The sequence below is a fragment of the Streptomyces phaeoluteigriseus genome, assembly GCF_001896135.2.
Lineage (GTDB): Bacteria > Actinomycetota > Actinomycetes > Streptomycetales > Streptomycetaceae > Streptomyces > Streptomyces phaeoluteigriseus.
Genome location: NZ_MPOH02000005.1, coordinates 405,272 through 425,265, shown reverse-complemented (window position 1 = coordinate 425,265; position 19,994 = coordinate 405,272). Strand labels below are relative to the sequence as shown.

The following is a 19,994-nucleotide window of genomic DNA, read 5'->3' as shown; positions in this document are numbered from 1 at the left end:
TCCTTCCGGGAACGTGCGCCGGGGCTGTGGTGCCGACCGGCGGAACCGAGGATGGGTTCGGCGGACGACCAGCCGTGTGGATCAGGGACGATCCGGGACGCTTTCGGCATCAGTGCTGTTCCCGGCCTCGGGGTGAGGGGAGGTCGGGGACGATCGAGGAGACAAGCGACACGGAGGGGGGCGTCCGATGACGTCGGCGGCGCAGAAGGCCCGGGAACGATTCGCCGACGGGCTGCGGGAGGTGCGCCGGAATGCCGGGAGCCCTTCTTACAGCGCACTGGTGAAGCACAGCGGGAATCGGCGCAACACCACCGGCATCGGCAAGATGCTCAATGCCCAGTTCACCGCGCCTGGCGATCTGGATTTCGTCTATGCGTTCCTGAGCGCATGTGAGGCGTACGCCAAGGAGAAGAAGACGACCATCTTCGGCAAGCTGTTCGACCGCGAGTTGTGGAAGATGCGTCATTCGCAGTTGACCGAGGTGCTCGAACTGCTCGGTGAGGATCGGCCGGCGGCGACGCCCGCGTCGTTCCGAGTGGAACCCTTTCCGCTCACCGAGGGCTCAACAAGGCTCGAGGCGTGGCGCGACCAGCCCAGTCAATTGCTCCTGGCCCGGCACCAGGTTGTGCCGTTCACCGGGCGGGGGCAGGATCTGACTCGCCTGGAACGGTGGCGGGACGAAGGCGAACCCGCTGTTGCGGTCACCCTGTTGTACGGCCCTGGCGGCCGGGGCAAGACCCGCTTTGGGCCCTTGTGGAGTCCGGGTCCTGGATGGCGCTGCCCCGACTGCGGAGGACGAGCTCGCCATGGCCCTGAAACGGCCCATCGGGCGCGACGTAGCGACTCCCTGGCAGGTTGGGGACGGTTGTGAGGCGTACAGGGAGGCCTCGGCGTCTCTACGCAACCGCGGGTGCTGTTGGGGCCTCCGGCGAGCCCGTTGGAGCGTGTGAGTCCGGGGCCGACAGCCATGCTGCGCAGCCTCAGCCCTGCGACGTCGGCGCTTCGCTGCAGGGCGCGGAAATTGCCCCACTTGGCGAGCGCGTGGGCGAACGCCGCTCGGTAAAGGTGCTCAGTATCGAAGTTGGCCATGTTGGATCGGGGGGAGGGCGGCGGGAGCGCATGTGCCGAGGTGATCGATCCCAACTTGGGGCTCCAAGCCCTCGGTGGCCCGGGAGAACGGCACCACGGCGACGTCGGCCGTGGTTTTGCTAAGGGTTGGAGACATGACGTGGGTGATCTCCTGGTCAACAACGCCGAGGCACCGGTGGCGCCAACCAATCGCGCGACTGGTCCGGAATGGAATCCGGTGTCCAACTCATGCGCGGAACCTGACTGTTCGCCGAGCGATGACCGGTCAGGCGAGGGCCGTAGTCAACGCAGCATGAGGCTGTGTCGCCTGGGTCTCGCACCGAGGCTCGGGCGGTTGCCTGCGAGTCACCGGTCATGGAGCCCCAGTCCGTGGGCCAGGAGGGTCTGCGGCCCGACAGCGCAGCCTATTGCAACTCACCGGTGCGTAGGCGCACCTGGGTCTACCGCGACGGTGATGCGCGGCTCGCCGGGTCAGCGTGCCTCGGCGAGTTCCCCGATCTGGTGGGCGAGGCACAAGTCGGGGCGCTGTGCAGGGCCGCCTGATATGGATCTGCGTATGGGCGACCGGAGCCTGGCAAGTGAAGATCTGCTGACCGCGCGACTGTCACCGCGGCGTCCGACCCAAGCCGACAGCGAAGCGATTTTCGCGATTCACAGTGACCCCGCAACCTACCGGCACACCCCCTCCGACGCCCTCGCCTCGTTCGAAGAGGCCGGGGAGTTCTATCAACGCTGGAACAACCAATGGCAGCGCTACGGAATCGGGTACTGGGTTGTCCGACGCGACGACTCTGCCCTGCAACTGGGGTTCTGCGGGGCAAGCCCATGGAACTGAATGGCTTGAAGGTTCTCAACCTCTTCTACCGTTTCGCCACCACGGCATGGGGCCTGGGCTTCGCCGGCGAGGCCGCGATCGGCAGTCACCAACTGGGCGTCCCGACACGTTCCCGACCTCCCGCTGATCGCCCGAGTGCGGCCGGCCAATGTTGCCTTCCAGCGCGTGGCGGTACGTGCCGGTCTGACCCGGGCCGAGTACCTCGACGGCACCGGATACGACGGCTTCGATTGGATCTACGCAGCGAAGCTGCCGAACTGAGCACACTCCGAGCATGGAGCATGTGAACCCTCGCCGAAGGCGGTCCAGCGTCCGAGCCAGACGACGTACAGACGGAGCGCGCCTCGTCGCGCGGTTCGCCAAGACGACGACGCCGTCTCGAGGATGCGGTCCTTGAGCAGGGACGCGTACATCCCGTCGCCTCCTGGATTGCTGAGCTGGCTCCAACGGAACCTGGTCGGCATGCCCTCCTGAGCCGGACACCAGCAGGCCCGGCATGAAGACGCGCAGGGCACTGCCCGCCCAAGCCATGACCCTCGTCATGGCCATCGGCGGTGTGCCCTCCCGAGAGGGAGGCGGCGTCGTTACGCGCCCGCGCCCGCACAGTGGAGTCATCGACGTGGCGTCTTGGCCGCCAGTCAGCCGCTGCCGCCCGCCACCGGCCCAAGGGCGTACGCCTGCGGGTCAACTCCCGCCGCTTGCCTGCCGCCCGCGCCTCCTACCCGGACGACGTCACGTACCGGCGGCTTCCGGCCAACCTGATCGGCTCTGAGTACGCGTACTCAGGTCCGGGGACGATCACGCGGACAGACTGTGGCGTCCATGACGGATCAGCAAGGAGCGAGTGTGCACCGAACGAGAAAAGTGTTGACCATGACCGTGCTGACCGCCTGTGCCGTGGCAGGTGCTGGAGCGGGGCCCGCCGCCGCGGTCGGAGGTCCTCTGCTGCCCCACCCCGGTCCGGAGGGTCTGGTGTGGGTGGAGGAGCAGATCGGTGACGGCGGGGTCGCGTCGGGAGGCGCGTGGGCGGGGCTGCCGACCGTCCTCACGGTGGCGTGCGTGGGCGGCGGTGATGTGCGGGTGACGATGCAGTCGCAGGAGTCGGAGGTCGCGGCGTTGTCGGTCGACTGTCCGGCGGGGACCGCCGGAGTGGGCTCGGTGACGATGGGCGCCGGCGTGGTGCGGTCGGGCTCCTTCACTATCGGGGTCGACGCCTCGTCGGAGGAGATCCGGTGGTCGCTGACGGTGACGCAGCCGGAGTAGCGGAGGTTGTGCGGTATTGCTGAGCGCTCATCTCCGCTTGCTCTCTGCCACATGACTTGGGCACGCGGGGCTGAGCTGCTGCTGCGGGGGCGGCGTCAGATTCTGAGTGGTCGCGGCCCGCACGCACCGGGGACAAACTGCAACGACTACACAACAAGGAACACCGCATCTGGTAAGCGCCACTGTCGACTGTCCCAACCGCCCGCTACCTCGCGAATGGCCCGCCTGGCGCTTGACGCTTTCGTATCTGGCGCCGACCTGAGCGTCAGAATTGGCCGGGTGGCGTTTCCGGGGCCCGCGGCGGCGGTGGCGACGACGAACCCGACGGCCGAGAACGCCCCGGTGGCCAGGGCGGTCACCGCCCGGGCGACGAGGACGACCGTGAACGAGGCGCTCAGCGCGGCGACGATGTGCCCGAGCGAGAATACGACCGGACCCAGCACCAACGTCCGGCGCTGTGGCAGAGTCGCAGGGTGGCGATGGCCGGCCCGCCGATGATCACGCCGCTGGCGAACGCCGTGATCAGCAAACCGGCGTGCGAGACGCCGGTGTCGGGATCGCCGGCGGTCTTCCGGCAGCAGCCCGGCGATGACGAGCTCGGTGGTTCTCGTCAAGACGTGCCGGCGGCGAGCACGGCGGCAGCTACAGCCGACGCATGATCGCAGCAGAGCAGAGCAGAGCAGAGCAGAACGAGGGCGGCCCCGCTCTGGGCAGCTTCTACCTGTACAACCGCATCATCGAGAAGGACCGGTTCCTGATGTGGATCAAGTAGACCCGTAGCAACCGGAGCAAGGACAACGAGATGAGCCACGAGGTCGAAGTGCGCCATGATCGAGCACGGCCCCGGTTCTCGCGCAGCCAGCGGCGTCACCGGCGGTCGGCGCTGCGCTCGTTGGAGATTCGGATGCAGCAGCAGACCCACCGCCGCGGATCTCCCGATTGGCGAACGGCCGTCCAAGGGAGCGTCTTCCGCGTCGCCGACGGAGGAGGGGCAAGTCGCCTTCGCTGCATTCGAGCGTGTCGTTCTCGTCGCGCACCGGCGCTCGACCACGCCGGCAGCGTGGCCATGCGGACGGCCTACGACGATCTGATCGCTCCGTTCGAGCGCGCCCTGATGCCGCTGCGCCGGGACGGGGCCGACGCACTCGATCCGCGGGCGAAGGTCTGGAAGTGGGATGAGAACCTCCTGGTCGGCACGTTTGATCTGTGGCTGTGCAACGATCCGGACCGCCCACACACCTGGCTCGTCGTCACCGTCGGCCTGTGGACCGAGCCGCAGCTCTTCGACGAAGAGCCCGTTGCCCGCCTGGGCCACTTCGACTTCACCCCGCACCACCCCTTGCTGTTTCTGCCCCGCCCACCCGGTCCGGTGACCTTCACCGCCCGCGTGCCATCCGGCCCGCTCCCCGGCAGGAGCAGTTCCAGGACGAAGGCCCCCGACGCCATCGGGACAGCTCACCAGTGGACGGCCAACGACCCCGATGTCCTGGCCGAGCGGGTCACCCACGACCTCAAGCTGCTGTGGCCGCACCTCACCCGGCCCGAACGAGAGCTGACGATGGCCTCGTACGCGAAGGACCCGCGCTGCGCCGCCATGACCGAAGCCCTCGTACCCCTCCTGCGCCGCAACTGCCCGGAAGGCGCCGGCGGATACGGCGGCTACTACCAGGTGAACCTAGAGCGACTGTGCGGAGTGGGAGGGGGTGGCGGACGTGCGTGTACTCATGGCTCACCTCTCGGGTCGGAGGGGAAGGTACCGCTCCCGGTTCGTCTGGCTCCTGTGGCATGTGCGGTGAAGAAGCCCGTGGGACCGGCCGCGGGTCCTCGAAGGAGACGAGACCTGGCCATGAAGTGCCACGCGAAGTGCGAGTTCGGCCTGCGCTAGGGGTCCTTCCCGGTCCGTCGCAGGCGGACGCGACCGTCCGGGTGAGCATACGAAACGGAAGTTGACGCACGCCAGGCGTGCGCCCGCGCCTACCGGATTTCGGCGGACGATCTTCAAGGAGCCGTGCACGGCCGGAGGGAGGTGACTGCGGCGCCGGGCACGGCCAGGACCAGCCCGGAACCCCGGCCTGACGCTTCAGGGAGCCCCTGCATGCCCCCTGCGGCTCACCGCACTTGCGGCATATGCCGTCGTAAATATTCTGATTAGTGGCAATAGGGGTGGTTCGGCGTGTGGCTTCGCTGGACCACCCGTTTCTGTGCGACTGGAGGAGTTCCCAAGATGCAGCAGCCTCACCCGGCGGACCTGCGCGCGGTGGCGACCTACCGCGATGACGGTGATGTCAAGCTTGAAGGCATCTCACTCACCTGGCGGATCGGCGCAAACGCCCCCGACCAGGGCACCACAGAGCCGTCCGACTGGAACAACGGGCGCCCGGACTATCCCCACCACTATGAGGTGTGGTTGGACGGGCGTCCCGCGCAGACGGTGGACCTGTACTGGGCGAACTGGTACCCGCACTGGCAGTCGGCCAACCGGCACTGGGTGTCCCTCGGAGAGAGCCCCGCCCGCGAGTACCGGGTCAAGATCCGCGCCCGGCACGCCGACGGCGTCTGGGGGCCGTTCACGGATGAGGTCACGGTCGACATGTCCACGTCCACGCCCTACAACGCGCACATCCCCGCGCGCACCGAGGAGCGCGGAGGGGGCGGCCGGGAGAGGCACGGGAGTCTGGAGTTCCCGGCCAGCCGGGCAATCCGGGCGATCCGTGACGAGGACGACGCGCCGATCTGCCGGAAGGCGCGCGAGTTGAACACCTCGACCACCTGGCAGGAAGTGGTGCCTGCCGGCACAGCCGGCAACCCACCGTGGAACGAGGCCCGCGGGTACCTGGAATACCGCAAGTTCTTCCAGGGCGCCAACGTGGCATCAGCAGCGAATCCCGCCTTCAAAGGCCTGGACCTGGCCGGCGGAGACGGCCTGGGCGACTGGCCGACCAGCACGCTGGAGGCCGTCGACGGCCGGCACACCTTCACCTACAACTACCGGCAGAACCACATGGGCCCGAAGTGGACACACCAGTGGTTCATCACCACAGAGGGCTGGGACCCGGCCCAGGGAATCTCCTGGGACGTGCTGGAGCCGACGCCCTTCATGGTCGAGTACCACGGCAGCGGCACACACGCCGACCAGCAACTCCAGTACACCACCGAGCTACTGGCATCCCGGCAGGGACGACACGCCATCGTCAACATCTGGGGCGGCGGCGACGCCGGACACGACTTCAAGGGCGAGTTCTTCGTCAGCGTCTCCGACGTCGAATTCCGTTAGGCCTCCAAGCGCGGTGGCTACTGGCCGGGGTGAACAACCTGGACGCCGGTGCCCGCGTACGCCTTGGGCGTCAGCGTGAGCAGAAACCGCCCGGCCGGATGGGCGGCCGAGGGCCTGGAAGCTCGGATGGCATGGACGGCGGCCCAGGAGTGCCCGAAGCGCAGCAGTTCGGTGGCGCTGACCGCGGCGTCGGTGTCGAACGCCTCGATCCGGATGAACCGCAGCCTCTTGATGTAACTGAGCAGGCCGGGCCGCTCGGCGTCACCGGCGGTCAGGGACAGCACCGGCGCGTACAGGCTGCCCAGTCCGCCGGAGGCCTGGACATAGAACGCGGCGACCGCTTCGTTGAACGGGTCCTTCGGGTCGTACAGAGCGGTAGCGGTGGTGTGGTCAAAAACGACCGAGATCGCCGCCACTACGCGGCCGTCTGCGAGCCGTGCTGCGCCCCGCCCAGCCGCTCCAGCAGCGCACGGGCCTTCGCCTCCGCCTCCGGACTCGGCGCACTGCCGAGGGCGGAGGCCGGCTCATTCGGCCTGTGTCGGCGTGCTCTGCGCCAGCTCCAAGGGTTCGGCCGGTGGTTGGCCCTGTGCTGCGGGATCCGGTGCCGGTGCGGAGGGTTACGCGGCGACGGTCTGTCGGACGCGGGCGATGTGGTCCCGGTCGACTCGGTAGCGGTCGTGTCGGTCCCACATGGCGCGGGGTGCGGGCGGTGATGAGCGTGCTGATGCCCGAGGCGATGACGGGAAGCGCCGGGAGTCGGAAGACGAACGTGATCCAGCATGGGGAGTCGGCGAGGGTGCCATCCACAAACACATCCGCAGCATCTTCGCCAAGCTCGACCTGTCCCCCTACCGACCAAGGTGGACCGACGGGTCGCTGCCGTCCTGCACTACTTGGAGCAGGAACGGCGTCTGGCCTGACTGCGGGGCACGGCAGAGAGGCTTCGTTGGTGTCGCCCCATCGATGGGCGAGCAGTGGCAGGTGTTCGTCCTCGATGTCGGCGCGTCGCGATCCACTCGTCGGGCAGTTACTGACGGAACAAACCGCTCCCCAGAAAGACGTCCCCCCGGCCTTACCTCTCCTCGCGGCCACAACCTCTCGTCGCCTGCGGCGGAGTGTGCACGTCTGGCCTCGGCTTGCCCGTGCAGGAAGATCGCCTTCAGGGGCAGATCGGTTCACGAGCAGCGGCCGGTTCGAGGCCGGACGGGACTACTCCTGCTTCGGCCGAGCGCGGTTCAGCTGTTGGCGACTTGTTCGGGGTGCCTGTCCGTGGCGAAGCGCGCTTGCACGTCGGGGCTGTCGAGGAGCCTGGCCGGGTAGCCGGGTCCCGTCCGCACCGCGACGTCTTGGCGGTCAAGTGGCTCGCCGCAGGAGGAGCAGACGACCTCGGCCTGGGTGTCGTGGCCGCAAGCGGTGTGGTGCATGACCACGGGAACACCGTCGTCATCGGCCAGCCACCGGTCGCCCCAGGTGTTGATGGCGGCGAGGACGCCGAAGAAGTCGCGGCCCTTGTCTGTCAGCAGGTACTCGTGGCGGACCGGCTCGCTCTGATACGGGCGTCGCCGCAACAGGCCCGCGTTCTCCAGGCGCCGGAGCCGGTCGGTGAGGGTGTTGCGCGCGATGCCGAGCGAGTCGATGAAGCCGTCGAAACGTGACTCGCCGTAGAAGATCTCGCGCAGGACCAGCAAGGTCCAGCCGTCGCCCAGGATGTCCACGGTGCGGGCGATCGAGCATGGCCAGCTGTCGAAGGAGGTCCGTCTCATGCCAACGAGCTTATCAGTTTCATGATGAGATTCACTTGCCCTCGGCGACTCGGTCCCGCTAGCGTCCAGTGAGTCTCAGTATGCAACTTACGAGGAGGAGTGAGTGATGAGCTCCATGCCTGCGAGCACATCCACGGTCACCGTGGAACGGGACGGCCACGTGCTGCTGATGGGCCTGAACCGGCCCGCCAAGCGCAACGCCTTCACCAAGCAGATGCTCAGCGAGCTGTCGGCCGCCTATGGACTACTGGAAGCCGACGACGACCTTCGGTGCGGGGTCCTGTTCGCCCATGGCGACCACTTCACCGGCGGCCTGGACATGCTTGACGTCGGCGCCGAGCTCACGTCGGGGAAGTTCGACGCCCCCAAGGGCGGGCGCGATCCCTGGCGTCTGGACGGACCGTGGTCGAAGCCCGTCGTAGCGGCCGCACACGGCTGGGTGATGACGCTCGGCATCGAACTGCTCCTGGCCGCTGACATCCGCGTGGCCGCCCAGGACACACAGTTTGCCCAGTACGAGATCCGCCGCGGCATCTACCCCTTCGGCGGGGCCACCTTCCGCTTCCCCCAGCAGGCCGGATGGGGCAACGCCATGCGCTGGATCCTGACCGGCGAGGAGTTCGACGCGGCCGAAGCCCACCGCATCGGCCTGGTGCAGGAACTCGCCGCCGACTGGCCGTCCGCCATCGACCGCGCCACCGAGATCGCCACCCTCATCGCCGAAAAGTCCGCCCCCCTGGGGGTGCGCACCGTATTCGCCTCCGCCCAGCTGGCCCACGAGTACGGCGAGAGCGCCGCGATCGAGCGACTGCGCCCGGACATCGCACGGCTGCTCTCGACCGCCGACGGCGCCGAGGGAATCCAGTCGTTCATCGAGCGCCGCGACGCCGTCTTCACCGGCCGCTGACCAGAGCGCCCCGCCACCCCGTCAGGAGCTTTCCTATGGCCACTACGAAGACGCCTTCCCTCTTCGACCTGCCGCCCGAGATTGCCGAGGCCCGTGAGTGGGCCCACGGCTTTGCCGAGAAGTACGTACGCCCGGTGGCCGCCGAGTACGACGAGCGGGAGGAGATGCCCTGGGCGGTGATCGAGGAAGCCGCCAACGTCGGCCTGTACACCCCGGAGTTCGCGCTGCAGATGATCGCCGACCCCACCGGGCTGTTGCAGCCTGGGGTCGCCGAGGAGATCTTCTGGGGTGACGGCGGCATGGGCCAGGCCCTGCTGGGCACCTTGCTTCCCGCTGCGGCCCTGTTCGGCGCCGCCACCAAGAAGCAGATCGACACCTGGCTGCCCGCCTTCTTCGGCACCCCCGGCGACCTGGCCGTCGCCGCCCCGTGCGCCAGCGAACCGGACGCCGGCAGCGACGCCGCCGCAATCCGCCCAGAGTGGCGTGCACTCGGTGGGCATGCCGTCTTCAATGCAGGCGACCGGATTCACGTACACATTGGGAACGTCGAGATCATGACCGCTCTGGCTGCCTTCTCCGGAGTGACAGTGACGGCAGCGGTCCTACCGTTCCTGCCATCCATCGCCGCTCAGGCCGGGCAGCAAGCGTTCGAAGTCGCCCGGGCAACCACTCGCGTTCGGCCGTTGCTCCCGCCTGGCGGGACGTGCCGCTGATCGGGATTTTGTTGCAGGTCAGAGCCGTGTGGCGTGGTCTGCATGACAGTGGATATCAGGGTGATCCGGGCCGGTCAGATGTACCGGTACTACCTGCGCGAGACGGTTGTCGGTGACGGTCGGCGCCTGGCCCGTACGCCGCTGCTCGAAGTCCAGAAGCAAGCCGGTGTCCCGGTCGGGCGATGGATGGGGCGCGGCCTGGCCGTGCTCGGGTCGAGTGGTGCTGGTCAGTGGGCTGTGTGGGTGAGGAAGGCCTGGAGGGGATCGTTTCGCGTTGAGGGGAGGGCGGGGCAGTCCGAGTCGGTGGGCGATGAGGTTGAGGGCCTTGCCGGTGTCGCGGTGTGGCCGGTCGGGGGGGCGAGTGCGCGGGCGAGGATGACGCGTCATGTGGGGGAGTGGGATGCGTGTGAGGGTGGCGAGGTGGCGAGGTGGCGGGCGGCGGTGTGGCGCTGGCCGAGCCGCAGCCCAGCCGCCCGCTCACCGCTGGGGAGCCCTGGCCGGAACAGCGGTGTCAGCGAACGTGGAACACGGGCTTGATCGGCAGGCCTCTTCTCCATGGCCAGGCTGACGGTCCACCGTAGTGTTCTCGCACATCACCCTGTGATCAACTCCGTCTATTTCATTGACATTTAATGCAGAAGCCCTACCGTTGGGAGCGCTCCCATGACTGCTTCGCAACTGGAAGGAGTTCCCCCCACATGCGCAATCAGAGTCCCTTAACCGGGCATTCTCGGTCGACCCCCCGCCGGCCTCTCCAAGCGCTCGTCATGCTGTTCGCCGTGGTTGCCGGCGCACTGACCTGGTCGACCCCCGCCCAGGCTCACGGCACCGTCATCGGCCCCGCCACCCGCGCCTACCAGTGCTGGAAGACGTGGGGCAGCAACCACACGAACCCGGCCATGCAAACCCAAGACCCCATGTGTTGGCAGGCCTTCCAGGCCAACCCCGACACTATGTGGAACTGGATGAGCGCGCTCCGCGACGGCCTCGGTGGCCAGTTCCAGGCGCGGACCCCCGACGGGACGCTCTGCAGCAACAACCTCTCGAGGAACGCCAGCCTGGACAAGCCCGGGCAGTGGAAGACCACCACCGTCGGCAACAACTTCTCGGTCCACCTGTACGACCAGGCGTCCCACGGTGCCGACTACTTCAAGGTCTACGTGAGCAAACAGGGCTTCGACCCCAAGACCCAGACCCTGGGCTGGGGCAACCTCGACTTCATCACGCAGACCGGCCGCTTCGCCCCGGCGCAAAACATCACGTTCCCCGTTCAGACCTCCGGCTACACCGGACACCACATCGTGTTCGTGATCTGGCAGGCCTCGCACCTCGACCAGGCCTACATGTGGTGCAGCGACGTGAACTTCGGCTGAGCCGGAGAGTGCCGCACACGGCACCGGCCGCGCCGCGCCGGTAACCCGCCGCCCGGCCGACGGAGTTCCGCCGGGCAGGGGGCGTATTCGGTCACCCTGCCCCGACAGGGCTTCCTGCGCTCCTGGGGCCAGTCCGGTCGGTCTCGGGTTGTGGGAGGCTGAGTTCACCTGCCCTTGTTGAGGCGACGGCTGGGCCAGGGACAAGCTGCAAGAGGTTCTGTACATGCCTCCGCCAAGGGCCGCTGCCGAGCTCCGGGTGCGGGTGGAGCGCCTGGACGCGGTGCTCCTCGGGCGAACGCATCACGAGCCGACGACAGAACCGTAGTTGGCTTGGCGGCATCGCAGATGCTGACCCACAGCCAGACGATGCCGGCGACGACGTTGGAGACGAATGGTGAAACTCAGATAGATTCCGCGCAGCGTCGGCCAGAGGAGAAACACACCGGAGTGGTCCCGGCGCACCGCGGGGAACTTCTTTCCGCTGTCGATCGCCGTGAAGTCGGCCAGCAGCTGAAAATCTGCCGACGCCGGGTCGATGCCGGGCCGACGAAGTCCGGGGTCGCCGAGGACGTCGTGGCGCCCGAGCACCTCGGGCTCCGTCCCACCGTAGTAGGTGTTGTAGTCGTACCGTACGTCGGTGTTCCCGTACATGCTGTTGGTGGCTTTTCCGGGACGGGCCACGGAGATGTTGTTGAGCACCCGCACGTCCTCGCTGGCCATGCCCCGAAATTGGGGTTGTTGATCTCCCGGGCTGCGTGAGTTGAGGTACGCGGTGTTGTTCACGATGTCGACATGGCTGCTGCTGTAGGCGTGGATTCCCGTCCCGCCGTTGTTGTACGAGATGTTGTTGGCGACGAGGGTCCGGCCCCGGTAGGGCTCGCCGTTTTCCTCCTGCGCGTGCAGAGTGCTGTCGACGATGATGCCGTTGCCGTCCGAGATGCAGTCGCACTCCCACCACTCGATCTTGTTCTCGTCGTCGTAGGTGACGTTGTTTCGAATGCAGTTCTTGTAGCCGGTCTCGTTGTCCACGTCCACCGGCGACAGAATGAAAATCCCACTGTTGCCCAGGATGCATACCAGGAATTGGAGTGCACGAGGAAGTTCTCGATGGTGAAGTGGTCGCCGAACATCGCGGCAATGCCGGCTCCTGGGCACTTGTGTCGTACGGTCTGCCGCTGCCTGAATGGTGCGGAAGGGGCTCTGCGGTGACGTGCCGTCGTTGCCATCGGATCCCGTACCGCTGACGAAGTAGTCCGTGCCCGTGTCTTCCCTGTCCGGTGCGGTATGCGCTGGAGAGATGGCGCCCACCAAGGCGAGCAGCGTCGAAGAGGTCGCGATCAGGGTCCGGTTGAGGCGCACGGGTACTCCATCCGCTTGTTTCGGGCAAGGGGGAACCAGGGACGCGCACAGGTTTTTCGAGATCTTGGGGGAGGTGAAACCGGAGGTACACGGCGAACCTGATGGCTGTTCGCCGAACACCCAGATGGAACCGCTCTTCGGTTGCCCGGTCATCCTGTGGGCACGTCGGAACTTCCTGGATCCTCAGATAACGGGAAACACGGAGGTCCGGTCCATCTCACGGAAGTACGGCGGCCGTGGGCTGCTCCGCCCGGATGCCGGGGCCTTGAGGTGACGTTCGCCGAGGCTCGTCAGAAGTGCGCGAGTTCAGTGATGCCGTGGGCACAGCTGCGCCGCGTCGTCGGCCCTCTCACTCGTGACCAGCGCGGGCCGGACCCCGTCGTCCACGAGGGCGAAGAAGCGGTCGGCGACGTGGAGCCCCAGCTCCGGGGAGTCCGGCAGGACCAGTGCCACGGAGCGGGTGGCGGGCCGGACCGGTGCGTTGCGCAGTTCCTTGATCAGCTCCTGGAGCCGGGCTCCCGTCGCCTTGATCTCGTTGTCGACGGTGAGCAGGCCCAGGTCGAACTGGTACTCGACGAAGCCGGTGAAACGGCGGTCGATGTCGTGGATCCCCACCATGTGCAGCCCCACATGCCGCCCGAGGAGGGGGTGTTGCGGACGAAGGAAGCGTTGTGGGATCGACTCGGCCGGCCGTTCCACTGGGGAGGCGCCGAACTCCTGAAGCCACTTCGGCCGCCCGCGGACGGGGGAGAAGGCCTCGGCGAGCTCGGCCATGTACGCGCCCAGGTGCAGGACGCCGGTGCCGTCGGGCCCTTAGCGCTTGATCGCGCCGGTCCAGTGCGGGTAGGTGTGCAGGACGCTGGCACTGCCTTGGGTGGCCCACGCGGCCGGGCTGAACGTGCGTGCCTCGAACCAGGGTTGGTCATCGATGGCGTTGACGTGCATGCCTGTCGCCGTGCCTCTGGGCATCGGTGCGGTCGTCCTCGTGCTCGGCGGTGGCGTGTGGTGGTTCAGAAGCCGCCGGAGCGGATCTGCCTTGAGGCCCTCTGCCCGGCCGGGGCACGCCCCCTGCGGGAGCGGATGAGAGAATTGAGGCTGGGGGGTGTGCGCTTGAATCAGGGTGGGAGCGAGCACAGGCGCCAGCGGGGAAACCAGCGACGCGTTCTCATCGTCGCCTACGACGACGCGCAGCGCGCGCTGCAGTTGCTCGCTGCATCACAGGTATAGGGGACGGGCGCTTGTGCGCATGAGCCGACGAACGGGCACTGCCGATCCCGTACCCCAGCATCAGATCGTCCAGCCGGCACACATCGGAAGGGGTCTGGCTCCCACCCTGCGTCTGCACCCGTGACCAGGACAGCAGCTCCGCGTACGCGGCACGCGGGGATCTCCGTACGTGACCACGCTGCAACCGCGAGCAGCTCGGGCGCGGGCGGCTGGACCTGTCCTGCTGCACCACCCGGAGCGCGCCCACCCGGCGACCGCCTGGCCCTGCACCGCGCGATGCGGGAGGCGTTCGTCGTCCTCGCACCTGCTGGGCAGAGGGCGCGTGGACTCCGGACAACAGCATGGGTCTGCGTCATCGATGCCGGACGGTTCGTCAGACAGATGGCCGGTGCGAGGCACCGGGCGTCTGCCGTGTGCCCGCCCACCCGCCGTTTCGGCTGCTCCGGTGCTCGACGTGCGTGCTCCGCCGTTCGGGCTGATCCTGAAAGCCGGGCTTGATCCCGCCGCCGCGACTTGGGGAGATGCCGTGTCCCAGACCAGTCCTGTCATCGACGAGTTGCTGGCTTCCGCGCACCAGGTGTCCGGGGAGTTGGTGACCCGGTTGCTGGAGAGCGACGACGCCCCTACGGTTCGGCTTGGTAAGGCGATCCGGTCCTTACAGAGCCCCCCGCTCAAACCCCCGGAGACTGGTGCCTACGACGGGGCGGGCGTGGGGGATCCGGTGACCCATGACCCCGCGTGGTGAGTGCCTGCGGGAAGGGGGCGACTGTCTCCAAGGTGCTGGTCGCCGATCTGGACGACACCCTGCTGGGCGGAAGCCCGCACGACCGGCAGCAGCTCCTTGATGTCTTGAACCGGGAACCGGACATCACCATCGTCTTCGCAACCGGCCGCAGCCTTACTTCCGTGCAATCCCTTCTTCGCGAGGACTCACTGCTGCCGCGTCCGCGCTGGATCATCGCTGACGTCGGCTCCAGCGTCGTCGATGCCGAGCGCATGGCGCACGACCACGCCCTGGAGGCGCGGCTGCGCGCCGGATGGCCCGGTGCCGCGCGGGTCCGGGCCGCACTGGATCGATTCCCCTACCTGCGCTACCAGGAGCACGTAGCCCAGGAAGGCCGCTGCTCGTTCTACCTGGCCCCCGAAGACCTGTCTGATGAGTTGATCAGGGCAGTGGGAGCGCTGGGATGCTCCTGGTCCTACGCCTCCGATCAGTACTTCGACGTCCTGCCGCCCGGGGCGGACAAGGGAACTGCGCTGCGCCTGCTCGCCCGTACGCTCCGCTGGCCCCACCAGGCGATGCTCGCGGCCGGAGACTCCCTCAACGACCTCTCGCTGTTCCGCCTGGGCACGCACGCGGTCGTGGTAGCCAACGCGGAACCTGCCCTGATCAAGCAGGCCCCAGCTGATGCCCGCGTCCACCACTCGGCCCTGGCCGGCGCAGCCGCCGTGCTCGAAGGACTGGAGCGCCTCGGCTGGCATACGAGACGCTCGGTGGTGATCGGCTATCACCGTCCACCCGTACGCTGGGCCGACGGCGCCTGGCAGGCACCCTCCAGTCCCAACGGCATCCTGCCGACCCTGCAAGCAGCCCTGACCGACAAGCACCTGGGCGCCGTGTGGGCCGCCGCCCACATCGGCGAAGTACCGCCGCCGCCCCGGCCAGCCGCCGGCCCGGCCCTCTCCCTCCTACCGCTGCCACCCGACCGGTGGGCCGGCTACTTTCACCACACGTGCAAAGAGACTCTCTGGCCGGCCCTGATGTCCCAACTCGGCCTCATCCGGCACCAGCCCGCGCACTGGGCCGACTACGAGGCCGTCAACGCCGATTTCGCCCGCCACATCGCCTCCCTCGCGAGACAGGGCGCCACGGTCTGGCTCCACGACTACAACCTCTGGCTCGTACCCGCCCTCCTCAAGGCCGACCGCCCCGACCTGACCATCGGGCTCTTCCACCACACCCCCTTCCCCCACCCCGACGTCTTCCAGCGCATCCCGGCGGCTGACCAGCTGCGCGACTCCCTCGCCCGCCTGGACTGGGCCGGCTTCCACACTCCCGACTGCGCCGACAATTTCCGCCGGCTCCTCGCCGGCACAGCGGTGCCTGGCCCGCACATCGGCGTGCACCCCCTGGGCATCGACCGCCGCGCCGTCACCCACCTCGCCCGCGCCCGGGCTGCGGCCCTGCCACACCGCCAGGACGACGGACCCCAACTGGTGCTCTCCGTGGAACGCCTCGACTACGCCAAGGCCCCCGTCCACAAGATCCGCGCGCTGGACACCCTCCTCACCACTGAGCCCGCACTCCGGCAACAGATCCGCTACCGCTTGATCTGCCCCCCGCCTGAACCCGGCATCCACGCCTACGACACAACCCGCACCGCACTTGAGAACGCCATTGCCCGCATCAACCGCCGATGGAGTACGAAAGACTGGAAGCCTGTCGAATACATCCCCCGCAGCCTCGACTTCCCCGAAGTCGTCGACCACTACCTCGCAGCTGACGTGTTCTGGGTGGCCTCGCTCGCCGACGGCATGAACCTCACAGCCCAGGAATACATCACCACCCGCCACGCTACCCGCCGCCCCGGTGTCCTGGTTCTCTCCCGCCACGCGGGAATCGCCCAGTGCTTGGGCACCGCGGCCCTGCTGACCGACCCCCTGCATCCGCACGACCTGGTGGATACCCTGCGTGCCGCGCTGACCATGCCAGAGATCGAACGTGCCGCACACGTCACCCGTCTGGCGGCCCTGCTGGACAACCCCAACCCCACCGACTGGGCGCGCACAGTCATCTCCGCCATCCGCGCCAGCGCTGCCCCGCGGACAAGTACACGCTCAAGGGGCGTCCCGTGGGGACAGCGAGCATCGCCCCACCCTGACACGAACACCTGACGCCTCGGCGGCCAAGTCCGCCGCTGCATCAACCGCTTTTCCCCAAGCGACGTCAGCGCCGGATTGGACTGGGAGGGATAGGGGCGCGCTCCGGAGAGGTTCGACGTCGCCACGCTTTGCGCCTACTCGCTGCTCCAGGAGGACGTGGCCGACCGCGTCCGCGTCGCCTTCCCCGTCCTGAGCAGCGGCCGGCCTCGCCGCCGAAGCGACCGTGTGCGCCGACCGAGCCGGGGCGACCCCACGGACCTGACCATGAGGCCGACCCGCCTCCCGCCCGCACCGCACGCGGCCCGACCTCGGCTGGTCAGCGCAGTGCGAGGTTCTTCCCTCCCGGCACCTCCACCCGACCGAGTAGGGTCCGGCACACGGCGACCATCGGGGCCGGCAGCGGGAGCTCTACCCGCCACGACAACGGGCCCAAGCAGCTTTTTCAGATGGACAACTTGGCGTAGTTTCACTCATCCGCATCCAACCCGCACCGCCCTCCTCGGCAGTGCGGGTTTCGGCTTGCCACGGCTGTCGGGGCCGGGGTGATCAGCGCTCCCACGGCTGTCCATTCGTCACCCCTCTGACCGGCCGCATCGGGGCAGTACCGGCTCCCGGCGGCCCATGCAGCCTGGCCGCCGTCGCCGCGGCGTCCTGTACGTCCCGGGCCCTGCATCGTGTCCATGCCCTCTGCCGCAGCACCTCTGGTTTCAGCGGGCCAGGTGCAGTCGGGTGTGGAAGTAGCCCGCCGACTCCTTCCCCGCCGGGTCCTCTCCCAGGGCGGCGACGGTGGCCACTGCCCGCTGCTGCTCCTGGGGGTCGGTGAAGCGCCGCTGCCGGTGGGTGCCGGCGTCCCGATGCACGGTGAGGCCGTACGAGTGCAGGCAGGCGGAGATCGCCCCGTAGTCGTGAGTACGCAGGACGAAGGCTGCCACCGGCACGGGGTGGCCGATGGCGCTGAACAGTCGGGCAAAGGTGCGCTCGGTCAAGAAGCTCGTGCCGCCGGTGATCGTGATCAGGCCCGTCCCGGTGAGCGAGCGGCGCAGCCTTTCCGTCGGTTCATTGCATTCCAGATCCATGCAGTGCCCCTCGTCGAGGAGCCCGACGGCCACCGCGTATTCCAGGGCCGGCCCTGACACATCGATGCCGATGGTACGTACGGCGTTGGGACGGCGGCGGGCTGAGTAGAAGTCACGGTCGAGGCCGACGAGTTCAGCGGTGGTCAGTTCGGCCACCCCGGCCGAGGTGTAATGCGCGAAGAGCTCGTCGAGGGTGACGTCGTGGTTGAGGAGGGCGGCGTTGATTCCGTAGGAGCAGCACACGTCGAGGACCGTGCGCCGACCCGGCCCGAGGTCGGCGGCGAGCGCGCGGAAGGCCGGCTGGGCGTGGCCGGGGGTCTGGTAGGCGTACGCCGCGAGGGCGGCAAAGTACCCACGGGGGTCGGGGAGGGCGTAGACGCCCTCGAAGCTGGTCATGCCGACTGAATTCATCAGGGCGCGCCTCCAGGGCGATCGGCGGACATTCGGGCGGAGTTCGATGCCCAGGCGTACCCGGCCATGACCTGGCCCCGAAAGGCCGCCGATCCGGCCACTTTCGTCGTGTCTGGGGCGGATGTACGGTGCCCCGCGCCGGTGCCCGGGTCGGTGTGGGCCGTGGTGTGCGGCCCTGGTCCTGCGATGTTGAACCACTTCACGGCGCCAGTGGCCATGTCGCTCGTGCGTGGTGACCCCGCGCCGGAGGAGCGGGGTCGTGCGGACCACATCGCGCAATGTGACAGAGAGAGTGACAGAGAGTACTGGTTCGGTCGCGTGGCCCTGTCGGTGAGGTTCTCGGGTTAGGCAGAAGGGACTGCTCGAGGGCATTCGTGCTGCTCTGCGGTCGGCGCTGCTGGCGATCTTGACGCAAGCCGGTCATTCCGCGCAGGTCGACAGGTCGACAGGTCGACAGGGCGAGCGGCGAGGTGCGGGTCAGGCTTCTTGCGTGACCTTGCGCAATGTCAGGTGACACGCCTGGGCCGGTCAGCCGGCTCGTCACGGGAACGCAGCGGCAGAGGCTTCTGGTCCAGAGTGGGCCGAACGGGGGAACACCGTATGCCCAGCGCGAAACCGTTGGGCCGTTCGGGTGCCATCTTGCGGATGAGGGCTCAATCATTCGTTGAGCGCTGCGTGGATGTTCGTGATGGCGTCGCGGAGCGCTCTTCGGCCCTGCTGGAAGAGGACCAGTTGCCGCCCGCGTCCGGGGATGGGAGCGATGTGGTCGTGTGTGGGCGCGGGAGATGGCCGCTGGTGTGGTGGGAGGGGCGGGCCGTGATGGTCGGTGTGGCGGTGATCACGGTGATCGTCGCGATGGCGGCTGCTGTGATGCGTGACCTTTCCGGGTGAGCGCTGACGTGTCTGCGAAACTCGAGGCCGTCGTATCCGCTTTCGTCGAGGTGCTCTGCTCGGCTCAGGCCAGCGCGCACTGCCCACGCGTTGCGAGGCGATGTTGGCCGGCCGGACGCGGGCGATCAGCGGGAGGTCGGGAACGCGGCGGGATGCCCAGGCAGTGACCGTCGCTGCGGCCTCGCTGGCGAAGCCCAGGCCCCGGGCCGAGGTGGCGAAGCGGTAGAAGAGGTTGAAACTTTCATGCCGTGCAGCTCCAATGCCGCGCACCCGATGCTGTGGTGCGCAACCGACGGGGCCGGCATCCACTTCACTGAGTGGAGTCCACGGCCGGGAGTGGACGACATCGTGGGGGGAGTGCGTGGGCACTGTCACGTGGGCCGACCGCGAGCGCGCACGTCCGTGGGTCACGGGCTTCTTCCGCAAGCTTGTGGACCGGCCGCTCGGCGGCGCCTCCTGAGCGGTGACGCTGAGGGCGTTCGGTAGGGTTCCAGGGTGGGCGTGACCAGCGCGCCGATGGTCGTGCACCGGCCCACCCACTCGGGCGGCCGGAGAGTCCCGTGCACAGCAGCGGCCGGGACGAGATCCTCGGCACCGCCTACAGCGACATGGTTCGTCGGAAGGATCGATCAGCGGACCGACGCGGGCGACCACGTCGGCTTCGTCCTGGACCCCGTGCAGTGCGGTGAGCACAAGGACTCCGCCGACCGGCCACGGCTACGGCTCCCCGACGCCCTCTTCATCGACCCGGGGCATCCGGTGGACTGAAAAGGGCTCCAGGCTGCCCCCTGACCGCCCGCATTGCCGCCTGCGCCCACGAGGGGTACCGAGATCGCGAGCCGGCCAAGGCTCGGTTGCCCCTTTGCTGCTCAGGGGCGGATTCGAACCGGATGCAGTCACATTGATCGACCGGGCAAGTCCTGGGGACGG

The 19,994-nt window shown here is 68.1% G+C and carries 18 protein-coding genes and 2 pseudogenes; 13 read left to right on the top strand and 7 right to left on the bottom strand.

Annotated features, from left to right (window positions below; all coding sequences use genetic code 11):
• Positions 1-187: 187 nt before the first annotated feature.
• The 6 genes from BM536_RS05095 to BM536_RS05065 all read left to right on the top strand — a co-directional run bounded on the left by BM536_RS05095 (position 188) and on the right by BM536_RS05065 (position 6,461).
• Positions 188-871 (top strand): hypothetical protein, encoded by a 684-nt coding sequence (locus BM536_RS05095; protein WP_073491790.1) that lies wholly within the window; start codon positions 188-190, stop codon positions 869-871.
• Positions 872-1,645: 774 nt separating this feature from the next.
• Complete coding sequence (locus BM536_RS42345) at positions 1,646-1,924, top strand: GNAT family N-acetyltransferase (protein WP_245873264.1); 279 nt, start codon at positions 1,646-1,648, stop codon at positions 1,922-1,924.
• A gap of 873 nt (positions 1,925-2,797) precedes the next feature.
• On the top strand, positions 2,798-3,187 hold the full coding sequence (locus tag BM536_RS05080; RefSeq protein ID WP_211362822.1) for a hypothetical protein: 390 nt from the start codon (positions 2,798-2,800) through the stop codon (positions 3,185-3,187).
• Between the two features lie 473 nt (positions 3,188-3,660).
• Positions 3,661-3,846 (top strand): hypothetical protein, encoded by a 186-nt coding sequence (locus tag BM536_RS41655; protein WP_158086493.1) that lies wholly within the window; start codon positions 3,661-3,663, stop codon positions 3,844-3,846.
• A 401-nt stretch (positions 3,847-4,247) separates the two neighbouring features.
• Positions 4,248-5,072 (top strand): hypothetical protein, encoded by an 825-nt coding sequence (locus BM536_RS05070; RefSeq protein WP_094102580.1) that lies wholly within the window; start codon positions 4,248-4,250, stop codon positions 5,070-5,072.
• Between the two features lie 339 nt (positions 5,073-5,411).
• Positions 5,412-6,461 carry a lytic polysaccharide monooxygenase auxiliary activity family 9 protein gene (locus tag BM536_RS05065; protein ID WP_073491793.1) on the top strand — a complete coding sequence of 350 codons (1,050 nt, stop codon included), beginning with the start codon at positions 5,412-5,414 and terminating at the stop codon, positions 6,459-6,461.
• Positions 6,462-6,478: 17 nt separating this feature from the next.
• On the opposite strand, the gene BM536_RS05060 is transcribed toward BM536_RS05065, so the two are convergent.
• Positions 6,479-6,877, bottom strand: a complete 399-nt coding sequence (locus BM536_RS05060; protein WP_073491794.1) for a PIN domain-containing protein — start codon at positions 6,875-6,877, stop codon at positions 6,479-6,481.
• 370 nt (positions 6,878-7,247) lie between these two features.
• Here BM536_RS05060 and BM536_RS42340 point away from each other — a divergent pair.
• A pseudogene (locus BM536_RS42340) lies at positions 7,248-7,381 on the top strand (DNA-binding response regulator); the annotation flags it as partial.
• A gap of 315 nt (positions 7,382-7,696) precedes the next feature.
• Here the strand turns inward: BM536_RS42340 and BM536_RS05055 are convergent.
• Positions 7,697-8,224 (bottom strand): winged helix-turn-helix transcriptional regulator, encoded by a 528-nt coding sequence (locus BM536_RS05055; RefSeq protein WP_073491795.1) that lies wholly within the window; start codon positions 8,222-8,224, stop codon positions 7,697-7,699.
• 106 nt (positions 8,225-8,330) lie between these two features.
• On the opposite strand from BM536_RS05055, the gene BM536_RS05050 reads away from it, so the two are divergent.
• The 3 genes from BM536_RS05050 (at position 8,331) to BM536_RS05040 (ending at position 11,217) form a co-directional block, all read left to right on the top strand.
• Positions 8,331-9,131, top strand: a complete 801-nt coding sequence (locus BM536_RS05050) for a crotonase/enoyl-CoA hydratase family protein (protein WP_073491796.1) — start codon at positions 8,331-8,333, stop codon at positions 9,129-9,131.
• Positions 9,132-9,166: 35 nt separating this feature from the next.
• The gene (locus tag BM536_RS05045) at positions 9,167-9,844 is read left to right on the top strand and encodes an acyl-CoA dehydrogenase family protein (RefSeq protein WP_073491797.1); all 678 of its coding nucleotides are present in this window, start codon (positions 9,167-9,169) and stop codon (positions 9,842-9,844) included.
• Positions 9,845-10,542: 698 nt separating this feature from the next.
• Positions 10,543-11,217: a lytic polysaccharide monooxygenase auxiliary activity family 9 protein gene (locus BM536_RS05040; protein ID WP_483883506.1), complete on the top strand. Its 675-nt coding sequence runs from the start codon at positions 10,543-10,545 to the stop codon at positions 11,215-11,217.
• Positions 11,218-11,517: 300 nt separating this feature from the next.
• Here the strand turns inward: BM536_RS05040 and BM536_RS05035 are convergent, their stop codons facing one another.
• The 3 genes from BM536_RS05035 to BM536_RS40695 form a co-directional block, all read right to left on the bottom strand.
• Positions 11,518-12,576, bottom strand: a complete 1,059-nt coding sequence (locus tag BM536_RS05035; protein WP_143650786.1) for a right-handed parallel beta-helix repeat-containing protein — start codon at positions 12,574-12,576, stop codon at positions 11,518-11,520.
• A gap of 306 nt (positions 12,577-12,882) precedes the next feature.
• Complete coding sequence (locus tag BM536_RS05030; RefSeq protein ID WP_073491800.1) at positions 12,883-13,350, bottom strand: hypothetical protein; 468 nt, start codon at positions 13,348-13,350, stop codon at positions 12,883-12,885.
• 39 nt (positions 13,351-13,389) lie between these two features.
• On the bottom strand, positions 13,390-13,545 hold the full coding sequence (locus BM536_RS40695) for a hypothetical protein (protein ID WP_158086492.1): 156 nt from the start codon (positions 13,543-13,545) through the stop codon (positions 13,390-13,392).
• Between the two features lie 1,035 nt (positions 13,546-14,580).
• On the opposite strand from BM536_RS40695, the gene BM536_RS05020 reads away from it, so the two are divergent.
• Positions 14,581-16,698 (top strand): trehalose-6-phosphate synthase, encoded by a 2,118-nt coding sequence (locus tag BM536_RS05020; RefSeq protein ID WP_245873263.1) that lies wholly within the window; start codon positions 14,581-14,583, stop codon positions 16,696-16,698.
• Between the two features lie 695 nt (positions 16,699-17,393).
• Here the strand turns inward: BM536_RS05020 and BM536_RS05015 are convergent.
• Positions 17,394-18,158, bottom strand: coding sequence for a hypothetical protein (locus tag BM536_RS05015; RefSeq protein WP_073491803.1), 765 nt, complete (start codon positions 18,156-18,158; stop codon positions 17,394-17,396).
• Between the two features lie 615 nt (positions 18,159-18,773).
• On the opposite strand from BM536_RS05015, the gene BM536_RS42335 reads away from it, so the two are divergent.
• Positions 18,774-19,064: a hypothetical protein gene (locus BM536_RS42335; protein ID WP_245873281.1), complete on the top strand. Its 291-nt coding sequence runs from the start codon at positions 18,774-18,776 to the stop codon at positions 19,062-19,064.
• Between the two features lie 144 nt (positions 19,065-19,208).
• Here BM536_RS42335 and BM536_RS42330 read toward each other — a convergent pair.
• A pseudogene (locus tag BM536_RS42330) lies at positions 19,209-19,334 on the bottom strand (hypothetical protein); the annotation flags it as partial.
• A gap of 225 nt (positions 19,335-19,559) precedes the next feature.
• Here BM536_RS42330 and BM536_RS44250 point away from each other — a divergent pair.
• Complete coding sequence (locus tag BM536_RS44250; RefSeq protein ID WP_211362821.1) at positions 19,560-19,832, top strand: hypothetical protein; 273 nt, start codon at positions 19,560-19,562, stop codon at positions 19,830-19,832.
• Positions 19,833-19,994: the final 162 nt, after the last annotated feature.

Excerpts from the sequence above, each read along its gene's own strand:
- BM536_RS05065 (WP_073491793.1), top strand. The coding sequence starts at position 5,412 with ATGCAGCAGCCTCACCCGGCGGACCTGCGCGCGGTGGCGACCTACCGC.
- BM536_RS40695 (WP_158086492.1), bottom strand. The coding sequence starts at position 13,545 with ATGCCCAGAGGCACGGCGACAGGCATGCACGTCAACGCCATCGATGAC.
- BM536_RS05080 (WP_211362822.1), top strand. The coding sequence starts at position 2,798 with ATGACCGTGCTGACCGCCTGTGCCGTGGCAGGTGCTGGAGCGGGGCCC.
- BM536_RS05050 (WP_073491796.1), top strand. The coding sequence starts at position 8,331 with ATGAGCTCCATGCCTGCGAGCACATCCACGGTCACCGTGGAACGGGAC.
- BM536_RS05045 (WP_073491797.1), top strand. The coding sequence starts at position 9,167 with ATGGCCACTACGAAGACGCCTTCCCTCTTCGACCTGCCGCCCGAGATT.
- BM536_RS05055 (WP_073491795.1), bottom strand. The coding sequence starts at position 8,224 with ATGAGACGGACCTCCTTCGACAGCTGGCCATGCTCGATCGCCCGCACC.
- BM536_RS05040 (WP_483883506.1), top strand. The coding sequence starts at position 10,543 with ATGCGCAATCAGAGTCCCTTAACCGGGCATTCTCGGTCGACCCCCCGC.
- BM536_RS42335 (WP_245873281.1), top strand. The coding sequence starts at position 18,774 with ATGCCCAGCGCGAAACCGTTGGGCCGTTCGGGTGCCATCTTGCGGATG.
- BM536_RS05095 (WP_073491790.1), top strand. The coding sequence starts at position 188 with ATGACGTCGGCGGCGCAGAAGGCCCGGGAACGATTCGCCGACGGGCTG.
- BM536_RS05015 (WP_073491803.1), bottom strand. The coding sequence starts at position 18,158 with ATGACCAGCTTCGAGGGCGTCTACGCCCTCCCCGACCCCCGTGGGTAC.
- BM536_RS42345 (WP_245873264.1), top strand. The coding sequence starts at position 1,646 with ATGGGCGACCGGAGCCTGGCAAGTGAAGATCTGCTGACCGCGCGACTG.
- BM536_RS05030 (WP_073491800.1), bottom strand. The coding sequence starts at position 13,350 with ATGGCCGAGCTCGCCGAGGCCTTCTCCCCCGTCCGCGGGCGGCCGAAG.